19 protein-coding genes are annotated in these 17,226 nt (G+C 41.4%); 13 read left to right on the top strand and 6 right to left on the bottom strand.

The window, feature by feature from the left end; all coding sequences use genetic code 11:
- A partial coding sequence (locus tag V7K79_RS26780; RefSeq protein WP_335052083.1) for a DUF6444 domain-containing protein occupies nt 1-695 on the bottom strand: 695 nt, incomplete at its 3' end.
- Nucleotides 696-697: 2 nt separating this feature from the next.
- Between V7K79_RS26780 and V7K79_RS26775 the strand changes: the two genes are divergently transcribed.
- Nucleotides 698-949: a hypothetical protein gene (locus V7K79_RS26775; protein WP_335052081.1), complete on the top strand. Its 252-nt coding sequence runs from the start codon at nt 698-700 to the stop codon at nt 947-949.
- 2 nt (nt 950-951) lie between these two features.
- On the opposite strand, the gene V7K79_RS26770 is transcribed toward V7K79_RS26775, so the two are convergent.
- From V7K79_RS26770 to mnmA, 3 genes are all read right to left on the bottom strand, one after another.
- Entirely contained in the window at nt 952-1,563 is a 612-nt protein-coding gene (locus tag V7K79_RS26770; RefSeq protein ID WP_335052079.1) for a hypothetical protein, read from the bottom strand.
- The gene (locus V7K79_RS26765; RefSeq protein ID WP_335052077.1) at nt 1,535-2,680 is read right to left on the bottom strand and encodes an ImmA/IrrE family metallo-endopeptidase; all 1,146 of its coding nucleotides are present in this window, start codon (nt 2,678-2,680) and stop codon (nt 1,535-1,537) included. Before V7K79_RS26765 ends, V7K79_RS26770 begins: the two co-directional genes overlap by 29 nt.
- A 196-nt stretch (nt 2,681-2,876) precedes the next feature.
- On the bottom strand, nt 2,877-3,932 hold the full coding sequence (mnmA, locus tag V7K79_RS26760) for a tRNA 2-thiouridine(34) synthase MnmA (RefSeq protein WP_335052076.1): 1,056 nt from the start codon (nt 3,930-3,932) through the stop codon (nt 2,877-2,879).
- 372 nt (nt 3,933-4,304) lie between these two features.
- On the opposite strand from mnmA, the gene V7K79_RS26755 reads away from it, so the two are divergent.
- From V7K79_RS26755 to V7K79_RS26715, 9 genes are all read left to right on the top strand, one after another.
- Nucleotides 4,305-5,204 (top strand): hypothetical protein, encoded by a 900-nt coding sequence (locus tag V7K79_RS26755; protein WP_335052075.1) that lies wholly within the window; start codon nt 4,305-4,307, stop codon nt 5,202-5,204.
- Entirely contained in the window at nt 5,201-5,434 is a 234-nt protein-coding gene (locus V7K79_RS26750; protein ID WP_335052073.1) for a hypothetical protein, read from the top strand. Before V7K79_RS26755 ends, V7K79_RS26750 begins: the two co-directional genes overlap by 4 nt.
- Before the next feature lie 288 nt (nt 5,435-5,722).
- Entirely contained in the window at nt 5,723-6,553 is an 831-nt protein-coding gene (locus V7K79_RS26745; protein WP_335052071.1) for a helix-turn-helix transcriptional regulator, read from the top strand.
- A 132-nt stretch (nt 6,554-6,685) separates the two neighbouring features.
- Nucleotides 6,686-9,295 carry a TonB-dependent siderophore receptor gene (locus tag V7K79_RS26740; RefSeq protein WP_335052069.1) on the top strand — a complete coding sequence of 870 codons (2,610 nt, stop codon included), beginning with the start codon at nt 6,686-6,688 and terminating at the stop codon, nt 9,293-9,295.
- 108 nt (nt 9,296-9,403) lie between these two features.
- The gene (locus V7K79_RS26735; protein WP_335052067.1) at nt 9,404-10,579 is read left to right on the top strand and encodes a PepSY-associated TM helix domain-containing protein; all 1,176 of its coding nucleotides are present in this window, start codon (nt 9,404-9,406) and stop codon (nt 10,577-10,579) included.
- Entirely contained in the window at nt 10,560-10,745 is a 186-nt protein-coding gene (locus V7K79_RS26730) for a hypothetical protein (protein ID WP_335052065.1), read from the top strand. Before V7K79_RS26735 ends, V7K79_RS26730 begins: the two co-directional genes overlap by 20 nt.
- Before the next feature lie 134 nt (nt 10,746-10,879).
- Nucleotides 10,880-11,854, top strand: a complete 975-nt coding sequence (locus V7K79_RS26725; protein ID WP_335052063.1) for a cysteine synthase A — start codon at nt 10,880-10,882, stop codon at nt 11,852-11,854.
- Between the two features lie 161 nt (nt 11,855-12,015).
- On the top strand, nt 12,016-12,351 hold the full coding sequence (locus V7K79_RS26720; RefSeq protein ID WP_335052061.1) for a (2Fe-2S) ferredoxin domain-containing protein: 336 nt from the start codon (nt 12,016-12,018) through the stop codon (nt 12,349-12,351).
- A gap of 49 nt (nt 12,352-12,400) precedes the next feature.
- Nucleotides 12,401-13,333 (top strand): DUF5331 domain-containing protein, encoded by a 933-nt coding sequence (locus tag V7K79_RS26715; RefSeq protein ID WP_335052059.1) that lies wholly within the window; start codon nt 12,401-12,403, stop codon nt 13,331-13,333.
- Between the two features lie 5 nt (nt 13,334-13,338).
- Here V7K79_RS26715 and ygfZ read toward each other — a convergent pair whose 3' ends face one another.
- On the bottom strand, nt 13,339-14,334 hold the full coding sequence (gene ygfZ / locus V7K79_RS26710) for a CAF17-like 4Fe-4S cluster assembly/insertion protein YgfZ (protein WP_335052057.1): 996 nt from the start codon (nt 14,332-14,334) through the stop codon (nt 13,339-13,341).
- 136 nt (nt 14,335-14,470) lie between these two features.
- Here ygfZ and V7K79_RS26705 point away from each other — a divergent pair, with 136 nt between their 5' ends.
- The gene (locus V7K79_RS26705) at nt 14,471-14,677 is read left to right on the top strand and encodes a type II toxin-antitoxin system HicB family antitoxin (RefSeq protein ID WP_292771677.1); all 207 of its coding nucleotides are present in this window, start codon (nt 14,471-14,473) and stop codon (nt 14,675-14,677) included.
- Nucleotides 14,667-14,888, top strand: a complete 222-nt coding sequence (locus V7K79_RS26700) for a type II toxin-antitoxin system HicA family toxin (protein ID WP_335052056.1) — start codon at nt 14,667-14,669, stop codon at nt 14,886-14,888. The genes V7K79_RS26705 and V7K79_RS26700 overlap by 11 nt, the downstream gene beginning before the upstream one ends.
- A 72-nt stretch (nt 14,889-14,960) precedes the next feature.
- On the opposite strand, the gene V7K79_RS26695 is transcribed toward V7K79_RS26700, so the two are convergent.
- On the bottom strand, nt 14,961-15,047 hold the full coding sequence (locus tag V7K79_RS26695; RefSeq protein WP_335052085.1) for a type II toxin-antitoxin system YoeB family toxin: 87 nt from the start codon (nt 15,045-15,047) through the stop codon (nt 14,961-14,963).
- A 515-nt stretch (nt 15,048-15,562) separates the two neighbouring features.
- Between V7K79_RS26695 and V7K79_RS26690 the strand changes: the two genes are divergently transcribed.
- On the top strand, nt 15,563-17,226 hold a 1,664-nt coding region (locus V7K79_RS26690), incomplete at its 3' end, for a dynamin family protein (RefSeq protein ID WP_335052054.1).

Here is a 17,226-nt window from a genome sequence, read left to right as displayed (position 1 = left end):
GGTTCAATTGCTTGAGTTATTCGTTCATTGGTTGCTACTATTGTTCCTAACCCAATTTCAACTTGCCCCAGTTCCCACAACATTTCTTGCTGTTTTTCATAGGGCATGTGTGCATAATTATTCGTCCACCCTAAAAACGCCTGTAATCTAACTCCTAAATCTTGCCCTGGAACGATATCTGGCGACCATGAGGCTGTTTGTACATTTCCACAACACTTACACACGCAGGTATAGCGTTGATATTCCACTATTTCAATTGGACGTTCTACTAATTGTGCTACAGACTGTTTCTCTATTTTTACTGCCACGGTCGCAAATGCTTTTTGACCACAGTAAACACAATCAGTAGGACGTAAAATTTCACAACGATCTACTCGACCAAAACCCTTACGGGTTCTTCCTTGATGTCCTGGTTGCCCGCCTGGTTTTCTCTTGGGATGATTTGATTCCTCTTCCTGGGGTGTTTTTTTGTTTTCACTCTTTTTCAGGATGTCTCCAGACGGTGGTTTCGATGAAGTAGAACTGTCTAAATCTCTACTGACTTTTAAAAGTTCTATTTCTTGCTGTAGTTCTAAAATTATTTTCTGTAAGTCACGTATTACCTTGCTCTGCTCAATGATGATATCCACCAGTTCCTCTTTCGGTAACTGGTTCAAGCTTTCTGGCTCTAATTCTTGAGGCAGGTTTTGGTTCATATTTGCGATATTCCCCCTCAAGTGTCCCCTTTGTCAATACTCTGCCACCTGAATCCTTACGGATTTACGATAGTAAAGAGCTGAGGATTTATTTACTCAGAGATGGACATTACATCGAATCTGATAACAGTCCTAACTTTCCAAATATACCTTTAACTCAAATTATTGCCGCTACAGTTGAACGAGCTTGGCAAGTAGGAACCGTACAAGCTTTGAAAGAGTTTGAAGGGGCATTAGATAAAAATAGTTTTTGATTTTATTCGGTTATTTTAAGGCTGGAAGCATTTAATCTATATTCCAAAACTATTTTGTATGCATTTAAAAAGTGTGGTTCAAGAGGTCTATCAGATTTTTTATGCTCGTCGATTATTGATTGCAAGTCACTATCACTCAAATAGTTGATAAATATCAACCAAGCTAGTAAATGAGGTGTGGTCTGTACCATTTTACTATTCATGCTCTGAGCAGCTAGTTTTCTAGCTCCTGGATCGTCTGTTAGAAAAGCTTGACGGGTTTTCTTTGCAAAAGCAATAGATGCAAGCTCCCCTTTATCTTTTTTCTTTCTTGCCTGAAGAACTTCTACATCTTGAAGGTCTTCAATAGTTAAATGATAATATTGGAATTTTCCATTTTTGTATTCCTGACGAAAACGATCTTGCAATTCTATTTCTGCCTGTTTCGGATTTGTACGTGGCTTGTTTAGGCACTCATAATAAACAAAATATGTACAACAGAATAAGCATCCAGCATTATTAGCTGTTGTATACAGAAGTTTTGAAGAAAGAATATTCCAAATAGCACAAGTATCTATAACGTTATATTTATGAAAATTTGATGGATCAATCCCCATACCTAATAGTTCTCCCATAGATACTTGCTATTTCTGTTAATTGATATTTGCTAACTAGAAGCATTTCTGCTACTCGACCTGCTGAAATAAAACCCTGTTCATACACGTCAAAGCAAAGCTCAACATAGAAATTTGATAAACCTCTTTTTAGTAGCTCCTCCCGACGTTGGCGAGAACCGAATGAGAGGCTTTCAGGTAGTTCTGGATCAACTTTCAAATGTTTTGGTACTTTCACAGCTTTTATTTGTCTTTCGACATCTTCAGATATAAAATTGGCGCTTTTTAAGGCATTAGCTAATGCTTCTGTACTAACCTTAAGTTGACTTGCCCATTCAATAGCTTTTTCAGGAGTCCAAGTTCGATAATCTGGAATTATCTGTAGAAATTCTGGTGGCATTAAATAATCGGATGCAAAATTGTTAGCTCTTACTTCAACTAAATTCTTTTTGTCTGTTTTCAAAGAAATGACAAATTCTTGATCATCATCCAAAATTCCATGAGCCGATTCATGAGCAGCAGTAAATCTCTGCCGATAAACATCTTCACTATAGTTAACTAATATACACTTGCCTGCTATAGGATGTTTGATGAATAAACCAGAGATGTTTGAGTTACCTAACTGGCGACGAAAAATATGAAACCCCAAAGAGCGAAAATCTTCATAAACATCCATGCGAACTGCATTAGAGGCATATCCTAAATGTTTTCTGAGTGCCTTTGCCGCCTCTTTTCCATGTCCTATATAATAGTTACCTCTCTTAAGAAAGCTAAAAGGCTTATAAATATGTGTTGGAATCAGTTTCAACAAAAACTCTTCACACTCACATAAGAATAAGAATTCTTGTACTGCCCATCGGTCTTCTTTTGAAAATTCTTCTCCATATCTTCGGAACAAAGTTTCTGTTTGATCAAACGAAGCTACTCGCTCGTTAGAAATAAAAAACTGGTAATCACATAGGTAATAGTCAGCAAATATCAAAACTTCATCACCTGTTGGTTGCCTTTCGCCATTTTCTAAAGCAGCCAGAATGTTTTCAGGGATGCCTGTGGCTGTTGTGACTTCTAAAAGAGACTTTTCAAATTGCTCCCGACATCTTCTGAGTTTGGAGCTAAACAGGGCAAGGTCAAAAGACATAGCACAGACAGCCTTGAAACTCTAATTTGTAGCATTCCTTGCTGGATTTGTGCATGGAATAGTACCGTAAAGCATAGCATGAGTATCGTAAAATATACAAAGTAGAAGGTCAATTATACGCACTATTAGCAATAAAATACCCCTCCTCGCTGATGAGAAGGGGTGGTTTTGGCAGAAGCCAAAATGGGAGTGAGATTCAACTAAACTGTTCAATTATTCCGCCACCTAACACTTTCTCGCCGTCGTACCACACGGCCGCTTGTCCGGGGGTGATGCTGATTTGGGGTTCATCAAACACCAAACGCACGCGGGAGTTTTCTAACGGAATCACCGTCACGGGTGTAGCCGTTGAACGATAGCGAATTTGCACTTCGGCATGAATTGGGGTGGATGGTTCGGCAATGGAAACCCAATTTACCCGATTTACAGTGCATTCTGGCTGAGTTACCTTAGTGCGATCGCCTACTACTACTTTATTATTTTCCGCATCTAATTCAATCACATACAACGGTTCGGCAGCAGCAATCCCTAAGCCTTTGCGCTGGCCAATGGTGTAGTGATGGACACCATCATGTTGTCCCAAAACTTTGCCTGTAACATCGACAATATCGCCTGTTTTGGGAGCTAAATATTTATCCAAAAATGCCCGCATGGAACCGTTACTTTCCACTAAGCATAAGTCTTGACTTTCTGGTTTATCAGCAGTTTTCAGTTTGTATTCAGTTGCAATCCGGCGGGTGTCAGTCTTTTCTAGTTCGCCCAAAGGAAATATGGTTGCAGCAAGTAAATCTTGAGACAAATCATAGAGAAAGTATGACTGGTCTTTGTTACGGTCAACAGCCCTTAATAATTGGTAACGTCCAGTTGCTTGGTCATGGCTAATTCGGGCATAATGACCGGTGGCAATGCGATCGCATCCCAATTCTTCACGAGCATACTGCACCATTGGCCCAAACTTCACCGTTTTATTGCACTGGGAGCAAGGCAAAGGTGTAATTCCAGCACTGTAACCAGTCACCAGATAATCGACAATATGCGTCTGAAAGACATCTCGAATATCGACAATTTGATGGGGAACGCCCAATTGTTCACAGATATCAGCCGCGTCGATCATACCTTCAGAGCAACATTGACCTTTGCCTTTCATTAGCCAAAGAGTCAAACCAATTACTTCATAGCCCTGATGGTGCAGGATAGCGGCGGCGGTGGAACTGTCAACGCCACCAGAAAGACCAACGACGACTTTTTTCATACAAAGCACGACACGATAGCTGCGTGGTTGTCCAATTGTAGCACATACTCTTCAAAGCCTTGCTAGCAAAGCACTTCAGTTTTAGAGGCAGGAGCCAGGAGGCAGGGGGCAGGGGGCAGGAGGAAGGCAGAGAAGAGGATTTAACTTGTTTCTTCCATCGATAACAGCAGCAAGCGTGTCCGTAAACAGCTTTCATCTAAGATTAATTACAGATGTATTTTTGCCACGCAGATGAGCTAATTTTACGTTAACGCTATATAGTTGCTACAACGGTGAACTCATAAGTTCCTGATAGAAATTACTTAAAAATACTGTGACTATTTTCTAACTATTATGTCGAGAGGAATATCAAGTCAATTTATCTCATTTCAGATGTTGCGCCGAAGTTCTCAGGGTTGGAAGCCTACCATAGCAGTTCTGTTTTTGTTAATGGGAGGATGGTTAGTACTGATTCCTGACTCTACCCCAGCACAAGCACAAATTTCCAACAGCAACCTCTTAGTGGCTCAAGAAGGTGAGATTTTACCGCCACCGCCAACTCCCTTTGGTCAACAGCCATCACCGCAGTTACAACCGGCTCAATCACAGGACTTCAATCAACCAGAAGTTAACTTTCAGCCTTCCCAACCAGTACAGTACAATCAACCGGAAGTGAACTTTCAGCCTTCTCAACCATCACAGAACAATCAACTTGAGCAGAATTTTCAGCCCTCTCAACCTGTACAGTTTAGTCAATATAATCAAAATGATCGCTATTTAGTTTACGTTGATGGTAGTGATTACCAGACACTACAAGCAATACGTCAGATTGAACCCAGTGCTTACATTCGCCAGTTCCAAGGCCGAAATGTAATTCAGTCAGGAGTTTTTAATAGAGTAGCCAACGCCCAACAACGGGTGAATGAGCTACAGTCGCGAGGCATATATAACGCCCGAATTATCAGCTTTGGTAACGGACAGGAAATAAATGCAGGCAATGGAAGCTTTGTAGGCGATCGCAATAATATAAATGCTAATAGACGAGTATCTAGATATTATGTCGCCATTCCCACTACTTCCGAACAGTTAAGAGCGATCGCAGCACAAATTAGGCAGAATTTAGGTCAATTTACGCAAGATTTAGGACGCTCTGGCGGAGTTCTTGAGAGGACGCAACCACGAGGCCCGCACGTAGCAGTAGGGCCTTTCCAAAATCGATTCCAAGCTGAAGAATGGAACAAGTATATCCGAAATATCGGATACCGTAATGCCAGAGTTTACTATGGAAAGTGAATAAATGGGGAGTTGGGAGTAAGATTAATAGCCATTGTACAGAGAGGCATCGGACTCGATTTAGCAGTTACACGCCAGGATTACACCAACGGCAAGCCATGCAATGTAAGCATTATAGAATTTTAGGCAAATCAGTTGTCAATCATGCCACCGCTATAGAACGAGTGCTGTTAGCCTTTCTTGCTAGCGTCGAAGTTGGGGAGGCTCGACCTCGCACCTTTCTTGCGTAATTGAGGCTCAAAATTTCTCGGTCAAGCCTACTGTGTAATGCTAACAAGAATTATTAATCCTCAATCAAATTCTGCGAAAATTTCTTAACAAGAGTTGTTTTTGCTTTGGCCATATCAATAATGACACTGTTCCTTTGCGAACCAGAATCTTTGGTAAAATCCTCTTGCAATCATTTGTACTTGAACAGCTTACCTAATTTTGGGAAATTAGATAGCTCTCTTCATGATCCGCATAAGCATAGTCAGGGAAAGCGACAGATAATCTTGCTTTGCTCTGGAATTTATCTGGTGATTGATCAATACATCCTGCAAGAAAACTTAGTTGTAGAAACTGCTCCTGGAAAACCTGGATTTAATTTGGAGTTCAGTTTTATGATTTTGGGTGATAATCATACTGAGCAGACACTTGCAGGACAAAATTTTCTGTGTCTTGGATTTGAACCCGGAATCAGTGGGTTAGTTGACTGGCAAGCAGGACAACAAATTCTGAAATTTGATATTCATATTACAGTTGAGACATTTGTGAATGCGATCGCCCATTGTTTAGAGCTAGTCGATCCGAAGCTGAGGCAGTTTCTTGAACATTCAGATCAAATAGATTGTTTCCAAATGGGTGTTAACACACCTGCAATGTGTACAATCATTTACCAAATCCTGAATTGTCCCTATGAAGGGCTAACACGGCAGTTGTATCTAGAAGGTAAGGTGCTGGAGGTGATGGCGCTACGTTTGGATCAGTACATCCAGAACGAACCACAGCCAAGGCAAAAATCATCAAAATCACAAGAGCGCGATCGCCTGCACTACGCTAAGGAAATCCTCATCCACAACTTAGAACATCCGCCATCTCTATTAGAACTTTCTCAACAAGTGGGACTCAATACTCGCAAACTCAAAGAGGGCTTTCGACGAGAGTTTGATACAACGGTGTTTGGCTATTTGCATAGTCATCGGATGGAACAAGCCAGGAAATTTATCAAAGAAGGACAAATGACTGTAGCAGAAGTTGCCTACGCGGTGGGCTATGCAAATCGTAGCCATTTTGCCGCAGCGTTTCGCAAACGGTTTGGCATAAATCCGAGTGAGTTTTTCAAGGAAACACAAAAACGGGAGATTTAAATTGTTCCTCTGAGAGTCATCGCGGTTCCGCTAAGAGCCACATCAATTTGTCAAATCCTCTATTCTCAGGTAATAAGAATTGTTCCTGATAATTTTTTGTGGGAATTGTGCAACCGCGTGTGAGGTGAAAGCGTGAATACGAAGCAACTGTGGCAACTGCTAGTGGTTATGCTCATAGGATGGATGGGATTGGCAATTCCAGCATCCGCTAAAGAAGTACCCCAACCAATAAAACGATTGCAAAGAAGCGATCGCGCAATTATGCTAGTGCAGTCGCCAGCATCAGAAGTAGCGTCTTTAACAGAAGTTGTACAAGTTACGGGAGTCAAGACAAATCCCACTGATAAAGGTGTAGAGGTGATTTTACAAACCTCGAAAGGTCAACAGTTGCAAGTAGTAAACCGCAGTGTTGACAACAGCTTTATCGTTGATATTCCCAATGCCCAATTGCGATTAACCAAAAAAGATGCCTTTACATTCCGCTCGGAAAAACCGCTTGCAGGAATTACTGAGATTATAGTTACTAACTTTAATGCCAATACTATCCGGGTGACAGTGGCAGGTAAAGAGGGTCTACCAACAGTGGAGTTGTTTGACAGTCCAGACGAGGGTATTATTTTTAGCGTTGCTAGTGCTGCATCGTCAACACAGCCGCAACAACCCCAAACGCAACCAAAGCCGCCAACCACCGCGCCACAGCAACCATCGGCTGAGAGTGATGAACCAATTGAACTAGTGGTGACAGGTGAGCGAGACACAGGATATAGCGTACCGGATGCATCAACAGCAACTAAAACTGATACCCCATTACGCGACATTCCCCAATCTATCCAAGTGATTCCTCGCCGAGTGATTGAGGATCAAAAAATCACTCGCCTTTCTGATGCTCTCCGCAACGTACCAGGCGTAGTGACTAGCGGTAATCGTCGGAGTTTAGAACCTGATTACGTCATTCGAGGATTTACTACACAAAACACCCTGAGAAATGGGTTTACTTTTCCTGGTTCATCCACAACTCCAGCAAACGCATCAGTGGTGTCCAATAATGTAGAACGAGTTGAGGTCTTGAAAGGCCCTGCTTCAGTGCTGTATGGCAACCTAGAACCAGGAGGAGTAGTGAACTATGTAACAAAACAACCGCTAGAAACACCTTACTACGCGGGCGAATTTATTGTTGGCAGCGACAGCTTCTACAACCCCACACTCGATTTTTCTGGGCCGCTGACAACGGATAAACGATTGTTGTATCGCCTCAATATTGGTTATGAAAATTCTGGTAGCTTTGTTGATTTTGTGAATCGGGAAAACTTTTCAATCGCGCCAACCCTAAGCTACAAGATTGGGGACTTTACCACATTGAATTTTGGCTATGAGTACATCAGACAGGATGGAACGCCTTATAATGGTTTTCCAGCAAATCCGCTGGTTTTTCAATTACCGCGTAACCGTTTTTTGGGAGAACCAGGCGATCGCGAGCAGAGTGACACCCATAATATTAATTTTGCAATTTCCCATCGCTTTAATGACAATTTAGAAATTCGCAGTGGCTTTTTTACTCAATTCACCAACTCCAAACGCTCGTCATTTCGGCTAGATTTTGGAGATTTAGACGGTTCGTTAGCAGCAAGATTCTACGAAACAGGCACAGATGACAATCAACTATACTCCCTGCAAAATGATCTGATCTGGAAGTTTAATACAGGCTCTGTGAAGCATCAACTACTGTTTGGGCTTGAATGGACTCAATCTATTGGTCACTTTAATTATGATGATAACTCTGCTGATTATTCCATTGATATCTTTGAGCCAGTTTATGGCGCGACTATTCCTAGAGAGTTGAACTTTTTATCATCACAAAAGAAAGAACGGAATACTATTGCTCTTTATCTCCAAGATCAAGTCACGTTACTCCCAAATTTAAAGTTATTAGTTGGGGGTAGATATGATTTCAATAAACAGAGAGACATTATTCAAGAGTTTAATAATATCAATTTTGAAGAGCCGAGTGTCTTCAATGCCAATGATCAAGTTGATAATAATGCCTTCTCCCCACGCATTGGCATTGTTTACCAACCCATTGAACCAGTATCACTCTACGCCAGTTTTAGCAGGTCTTTTGTTCCTAATGACTCTCGTACCAGAACTGGAGAAATTATTGAACCCACTCGCGGCACTCAATATGAAGCTGGTATCAAAACCGAACTTTTGGACAACAAATTATCAGCTACTTTAGCTGCTTATGAAATTACAAAGATAAACATTCCGACAACAGATCCACAAGATCGTAACTATTCGATTGGTGTAGGTGAAGTGAAGAGTCGAGGGGTTGAATTGAGTTTAGCTGGAGAACCGTTACAAAACCTGAATATTATTGCTTCTTGGTTTGTTAACGATACATTTGTCAGCGAAGACAATGACTTACCAGTGGGTGACAAACTCATAAATGCGCCTAGTCAAGGAGCGAGTTTATGGATGAGTTACGAAATTCCCAAGGGAGATTTCAAAGGGTTAGGCTTTGGTGCAGGAGTATTTTATGTGGGAGATAGAGAAGTTACTTTACCTAACACATTCACAGTTCCATCTTACGTTCGTGCTGATGCGGCAATTTTCTACAAACAAGATAACTGGCAGCTTGGGCTGAACTTTAAGAACCTGTTTAACAAACGATATTACGAGACGGATGGTTCTATCCAACCTGGTGAACCATTGACTGTGCTGGGATCGATTTCAGTGCGGTTTTAACTAGTTAGGACGCTATTGTTTGCTGCTTTTCAATGTTTTTAACTGTGATTCACTTGAGTTCCTTAAGTATATTTTTACAGTCAATTTTAAGCCCTTGAGTAATCCGTTATGACATCTACTAAACTTTCCCAAAACAACACTATCACCCCTAAAAGGCTCCGTAACTTTGTATTTTATCTGCACCGTTATCTCGGTCTAGTTTTGGGACTAATTATCGTGGTAATTGGTGTGACTGGCACATTGTGGATGTTTGATGCAGAAGTTTATCGTCTTATCCTCGGTAAAAGATTGACGCAGGTAACACCACAGGGTCAACCGCTACCATTAAATGTGCTAGTAGAAAAAGTCCAAGCTGCATATAGTAGTCAGCCAGACTTGAAAGTTAGCACGATTAGCCCTGATTACTTTCAAACAGGCACTTCACCTGCATCCGTAGGCATAATTGACAAAAACGGCATCTCCTTAGATGTACTTCTCAATCCTTATACAGGTGAAATTCTTGGCACTCATCAAACAACAGGTGACTGGCTCGATATTGCTGGTCAATTACATATTGGCTCAGTCGCGGGCCATACAGGTGAAATAGTTTATGGCATTATTGGTTTGCTGATGTTTATTTTGTGCATCACAGGAATCTTTCTCTGGCCTGGTTGGCGCAAGTTAGTAACTGGCTTCAAAATCAAGCTCAACACCCATCCCAAGCGAACAAACTTTGATATTCATAAAGTAGTAGGTATCTTCGCAGCTGTATTTCTAGCAATTCTAGGCTTTACAGGCTTCTGTATGAATTGGGGAAGCATGGTTTATCCAGTTATCTATGCTATTACTTTTTCTCCTTCTCCACCAGAACCAACCCTGGTTTCTGTGCCGATTCCTGGTAAGAAACCAATTTCACTTCAACAAGCAATTCAAATATCAAATACACCACTTCCCGGTGCTACAACTCCAATTATTTGGCCTCCCACTACACCTGAAGGGACTTATACCTTTCGCAAGCATTTCCCTGAAGATTTAAATTCATCAGGTTCAAGTGAGGTCTATGTAGACCAATACAGTGGAAAAGTGCTATGGGTCAGGAGCATCCGTCAAATATCTAGAGGCGATAAAGTGATTGCGTGGATTGGAAACCTGCACTTTGGTCACTATGGCGGACGCACAACAGAAATTATTTACGGTGTGGTTGGTATTACTCCCATCATTTTGTTGATTACAGGTTTTGTGATGTGGTGGTATCGCTATCAAAAGAAAAATAAAAAACAACCAGTTGAGTTTTATAATAAATAATTTTGGATCTAATGAATACCAAGGAGATAAGCGATCGCTACCACTGATTAACGGTAGTCAGGATTCTCCTGCATCTGTAGAATTTGTTCGAGCAATTGCTGCGCTGACTTCCGATCCTGTCGAGCTTATTCGGCAAGATGCCGATAATTCTCCTGTAACAGGCTAATTTCTTCAGCAGCCTGTCGATAATTCTCATCTAAGTGCCTGTTTGATGATGCTCAAAAGGTTGGCAAAGAAATAGATCCCAAATAGGTTCTATAAGTCAAAATTTTTATAGAGACTCACACAAGTACAGTCAAAATGGATATAAAGAATGGCTTCCTTGGCGCTGTTGGGAATACGCCTTTAATTCGCTTAAACAGTTTTAGCGAAGAAACAGGGTGTGAAATCCTTGCGAAAGCAGAATTTCTCAATCCTGGGGGTTCTGTCAAAGACCGCGCCGCACTTTACATCATCGAAGATGCGGAAAAGCAAGGTCTACTCAAACCTGGTGGGACTGTTGTAGAAGGAACCGCAGGTAATACTGGCATTGGACTAGCGCATATTTGCAACGCCAAAGGCTACAAATGCCTAATTATTATTCCCGATACCCAGTCACAAGAAAAGATAGACGCACTGACAGCACTAGGAGCAGAAGTTCGTCCTGTCCCCGCCGTACCCTACAAAGACCCGAACAACTACGTCAAGCTATCTGGTAGAGTCGCTGCTGAGTTGGAAAATGCCATTTGGGCAAATCAGTTTGATAATTTAGCTAACCGCCTCGCCCACTATGAAACTACAGGGCCAGAAATTTGGACGCAGACAGATGGTAAAATAGATGCATGGACAGCTGCAACTGGTACTGGTGGTACTTATGCTGGTGTAACATTGTACTTAAAAGAACAAAATCCAGCAGTTAAATGTGTTGTAGCCGATCCTCTGGGTAGTGGACTTTATAGCTATGTCAAAACTGGCGAAATCAAAATAGAAGGAAATTCCATCACTGAAGGCATCGGTAACGGTCGTGTCACAGCCAATATGGAAGGCGCACCTGCTGATGATGCCATCCAAATCGATGATCAAGAAGCTTTGCGAGTAGTTTACCAACTGCTGAGGAAAGATGGGTTGTTAATGGGCGGCTCAACGGGTATTAATGTTGGGGCAGCTGTTGCCATAGCGAAGCAGTTGGGGCCAGGACATACCATTGTCACTATCTTGTGTGATAGTGGTTCCCGGTATCAATCGCGGATATTCAACCCAGAATGGCTAGCCTCAAAAGGACTTTCAATAGATTAGTCATTAGTCATTGGTCAGTAGAGACGCGATTAATCGCGTCTCTATAATGCTCAGTAGTTATTTGTACTGAGCGTAGTCCTTGGCGCAGCCTCTCCAGGAGTTGTATTGGTTATTAGCTTCCGACTTTTGACTAATGACAAAGCACAAAGGACAAAGGACAAATGAACAACCTAACTCAACCATCAGACTTGCCGATAATAGATCGAGATTCTCCTAAATGTGTGCGGGTTTGTCAAAATCGTACTTGCAAAAAGCAAGGTGCAGCCAAGGTTTTAGCAGCTTTTACAGCTTTGCCCATCCCTGGTGTAACTGTAACGGCTAGCAGCTGTTTAGGACAATGTGGCAATGGCCCAATGGTGCTGGTATTACCTGATATGGTTTGGTATAGCGGCGTTCAACCTGATGAAGTATCTCTACTGATAGAAAATCATTTGCTAGGTGGTCAAAAAGTCGAACAGATGCTTTATTATCGGTTTCATCCCCAGAAAGAAAGCTAAATTTTCAATATTAAGCTCTGCAATCTTTTTGACTGAAGTGAGGCATCCAATGAATATCCAGCAGCTGCGTCAATCCTTAAAACAAAAGTGGCTTATTTACTACAAGCAAAATATTTCCTGGCTAGTCAAAATGCGAATTTGGGCCACTTATGATGGTTTACGCCGTCCTTTGTCCGGTTTTATTTTGGCAACACTGTCTGTTTTGGAACCCCAGTTTGATGAAATACTTTCTTTTATGTTGGAGCTGAATAACGATCCAGATCAAATAGTCGCTGTTTTAGGTCTTAACTTCAATCCCGATCGAGAGTTACGTTTAATAAAATCAGACCACTCTATAGCCACCTCTCAAGTTGAAAACGAGTCGCCAGATGAGAAGTCTTCTGAAGATAAACATCTGTCATCGGTTGTAACTGCTGCCGAGATTGTGCCTCATTCTATTGCCAAAACTCCAGACCCCTACTTGTCACATACTGATAAAATTGTGCCATCATTTACAGCTACCACTGAGGTAATTCCTACACATAAACCTGAGTTGGTAGTTGCATTTGCTACTAAAAATATTCCAGATACTCCAGCAAAAACGCCAGCCTCTGGTTTTGTCAGCGAATATCAACCACTACAATCGCCCCTTGAACGCCTTTCTTCAGGAAACTCACTGACAATGACTGCTGAGGTTAACACCAAAGCCAAAACTATGCCATCTGCGGTGTTAGCTACTGAGGTTAAAAGCAACCCGCCATCTGACCAAATCCCTATAGGCGCATTCCTGGCAATTACCACTGAGATTGACAGTAATGGTAAACCAGTGCGATCGCTAGCAATTACTAATGATGTTAAAAGCAACGACAAACACCCGAATATTCAACCACAAGAGGTTAAAAGCAAAGTGAATTTACCAGCTACAAATTCTCGTAGTATAGCTTCTTGGGTAGATGAATTTTGTTACGGTGCTAGGGGAAAAGAGAAAGATATTTTGATTTGAGTTACTTACGGGTACTCGTGAGAAACAAAGGGAATTTCTACTATTTCACCCTCAGTTTCTCCTACTTGGACTTTTAAGCCTACACCACCAGCTTTGCTGCGAATGTAACCTAGTCCAAAGTAACCATCAGCTGTTTGGGTGTAACTAGTAAGTTTGCCGACCTTTTCATCTCCAACTGCGATCGCACTTCCAACTTCCACAGGGGCACTGAGGCGAACTCCAAGCAGGTGTTGTTTTACACCTTTATATGTATTTAATCGAGCAATAGTTTCTTGCCCAATATAACAACCTTTAGTAAAAGAAATTGTTTGCCACAAGCCAACTTCCAGAGGATTGTAATCATCTGTAAGTTCCGCATCTGGCGCGGGGCGACCTTGTAAGATTCGCAAGGCATCCCAAGCGCGATCGCTCATCTCTACCGCCCCAGCTTCTAACAGTTTGTTCCATACTGTTTCTTTGTCAGTATAGGGGAAAGTGAAGGTGTATCCGGGCGCAGCTAACCCGCTACCCACAGCAATCCGCACTCCCTCAGCCGGAGCGATCGTGTATACTTGGTGACTACCATAAGGTTGGCCGATGAGTTCGCCAATACCTAACTTTTCTAAAACAGCGTCGCTTCCTGGGCCAATCAGGCTAAAGGTGTTGGTGTATTGAGTAATATCAGATACTTCCACCTTATCTGCATAGAAAATATATTTATCCAGCCATTCCATCAAAAACTGGCGACGGTTAGGTGAAACCAGCAAAATTACCGCATCTTCTCTGACGTAGGCGGTTACTAAATCAATTGTTCTGGCTGTGGAAGTAACAAAAACCGTATCACAACCTTGTCCTGGCTTGAGTATTTGGAAATTGTTAGTACTTTGGTTGTGTAAGAAATTGAGGCGATCGTCGCCAGCTACTTTGATTCGTCCCCAGGCGGTGCGATCGCAAATTGCAACCCCAACTCTGGCGGCTTGGATAGCTGCTGCGTCTTTATCGTCAAGTGTAGATGTTGGCATAGCGATCAGAAATTGCCCTGTTTGAATGTTGTCGCACTGGAAATCTTAGCAAATAAGCGTTTGCGGCTTCAATGCACCTCTTGTTTTTTTCTAACGTATAATCAAATCAACAGAAAGTGCCGAACAATAAAAACTTATGAAACGAACTTTTACTGCAAGTGTATGGCAGGAAGGTAACTGGTTTGTGGCACAGTGCTTGGAGATTGATATTGCGAGCCAGGGTCAGACTGAAACTGAGACATTGGCTAATCTTGAGGAAGCTTTGTCACTGCATTTTGAACCACCAGTAGCTACTATTATTCCTCAAATTAAAACACTTCAGGTGGAAATAGGTGCCGCTTAAACCATTACCTTATCGTGAGGTTAAACGTAGATTAGAGGCAGCAGGCTTTGAGGAAGTTAGCCAAAAGGGTAGTCACGTAAAGTTTGTCAAATCTACCGAAGAAGGAACCCGTACTGCGATCGCGCCTCGTCATCGAGAAATTACTATCGGTACGCTGGGCAGTATTTTACGACAAGCTGGGATAAGTGTAGAAGAGTTTGAGGTTTTGTAAGGGCGCGTAGGGGTGAAAAGGGCGAAGCGATGCCTACGCTCTTTTTCAAGATTAGATTACTTAATGATGAAATTAGCGATCGCTATAATGGTATCGCGCTTGAATAAACTCGATTCGGTTATCACTTACTACGTAAACAATCCGGTCAGTTTGAGTGATTCGGCGTAGTTTGTTTTATTAGACATTTTTTGTTCCTTAATTTATCTATTACTCTTTGCTGGCAGGTAGCTAACGAGTTGCTTCAGCTTGATTTCTTGAATGATGGTTAAAATTTCCTCTTTCGATTCTATGTGCCTTGCTAGAATTTGAGCGGTTTATTCCAGTACTTACTCAGATCGTAACTTGGCTAAATCTTGCCGCAAACTCTGCCCAATATAAAATTTGAGTAATGCATCAAGTGTCATATCTCAATGATCTGCAACTTTTTTGAGCGATTCTAATGCATCTGTTGGTATTTTTACTGATACTGTTTCTGTCGCACAAGGTCTTAAATGTAGTTCTAGTTCTTCTTCAGGCTTGTTCATATAGCTTTCTTTTAATGCGAGTACCTGGATGATTTGTTGATTGGGATGGAGTGCGATCGCCTTTATTATAACAGTGTAATCACTGAGGTAAGTCTTTTCATTAGTGATTTAAGCTATACGTGCTTTAACTAATCTTTTTCTCACATAATTATGTCATCTGAACAGTTTCAAGCAGCACACGACAGCATATGCAACACTGGCACACGTCTTTTACAGTACCTTCAAGAAATTCGCCAAGGCCGCCTCAGCGAAGGAGACAATACCAAAGGTTTGCAGAGTGTCGAGGATGAGATCAACGACGCCATAGACGCATTGAAAGAGCAAAAGTATCAGGTAGCTGTGATTGCAGCCATGAAAGCTGGTAAAAGTACCTTTTTGAATGCAGTGATTGGTGCTGATGTTCTGGCAAGTGAGACAGCAGCATGTACAATCTGCCGTACAGATGTTCGACATATTCCATCAGGGCAAATCCCCAGACTTTTAGAATACCGAGAAGGACAAAGACGACCTATTGTTCTTGCTAAAGGTGATGCTGGAGATATTCAGCAAAAATTTCTGGTTCGTACCCGTGAGATTCGGGAGAAAGATAATCCTGACGATACCATACGTTTTGAGATCGAGTATCCTATCGAAGCCATTAGCGAACTCTCTTCCCTTGCTGGTTTTACTTTAGTTGACACTCCTGGGCCCAATGAGTGGGAGTCTAACAATTCTAATGTAAAACTCAAGCAAACTACACTGGAAGCGCTGCGAAACTGCAATGCAATTTTGTTTGTTTTAAATTACGCTTCTTACAAAGATAATGCTATTTCAGATTTATTTAAAGATGTTATAGAAAATCGTAAGGAAATTTTATCTGAGAATACAGGTAAGATTTATTTCATCCTTAACAAAGTCGATCAGAAGACAGAAAAAGATAGAGAAATTATTGATGTCATAGAGGACTTGAAACGAGAGTTAACTAACTTTGGCTTTCCAAATCCAATTATTTATCCTGCAAGTTCTAGACAAGGACTTTTAGCAAAACTGATTGAACAAAACAAAGCGACTGAAAGCCAGATAAAGGACTTCAAAAAGTTTTTTAGTGCCAGATATGCTATAGAAGATGAAGAAGGCAACCAAATTATACCTGCGCCACACAAAATTGCACCAAAAGCTTTAGAGGATAGTGGCTTACCTACTATTCAAAAAATAGTTATTGAAACCATCACTCAAAATGCTGGTTGGAATCTTCTAAGTGATGCATTGGCAAAATTTGATAAAGCAGCAAAAGCAATTGAAAATTCTTTGAATACACAGTTTAGTGGTTGGGATATAACAATTGAATCCCTCAAAATAAAAGTAGAGGATTACCGGAGACATTCTGAATTTGCTAAAACTAAGGTTGCAACTGTAAAAAAGTCTGTAGAACAGCAAAAAGAGATACTAATAAAGGGTTTTAGTCAAGGAGTTGGTATATTTGCTAACGAAGCAAAAAATAAAATCCAAAAAGAAATTGAGCATTTTGCTCAGTCTAGGGTAAGTAAATCCACGAAACACAATATTAAACAGTCTGATAATTTACAAAGCCCCTTACATCAAGATGTTGACTGGTCTGCTATTGCTGGAGAAATAGGTGCAACAGTGCTCCCGTTTATTCCTGTTATAGGCGAAGTTTTAGGAAAAGGACTTAAAACAGTACTGAAAACAGGTAACTCTTTGCTAGACAGTATAAAGCAGTCGGGAGCATCCCACTTTGGCGGATATACCTTTTCTGGGAGAATGTATGAGAATACACAAGCCGTCCGTCTAAAGCATGAACCCGGAAAAACAAG

Source organism: Nostoc sp., from assembly GCF_036917575.1.
Taxonomy (GTDB): domain Bacteria; phylum Cyanobacteriota; class Cyanobacteriia; order Cyanobacteriales; family Nostocaceae; genus Nostoc.
Note: the sequence above shows the minus strand (reverse complement) of the source record. Positions and strands in the feature narration are given on the sequence as shown.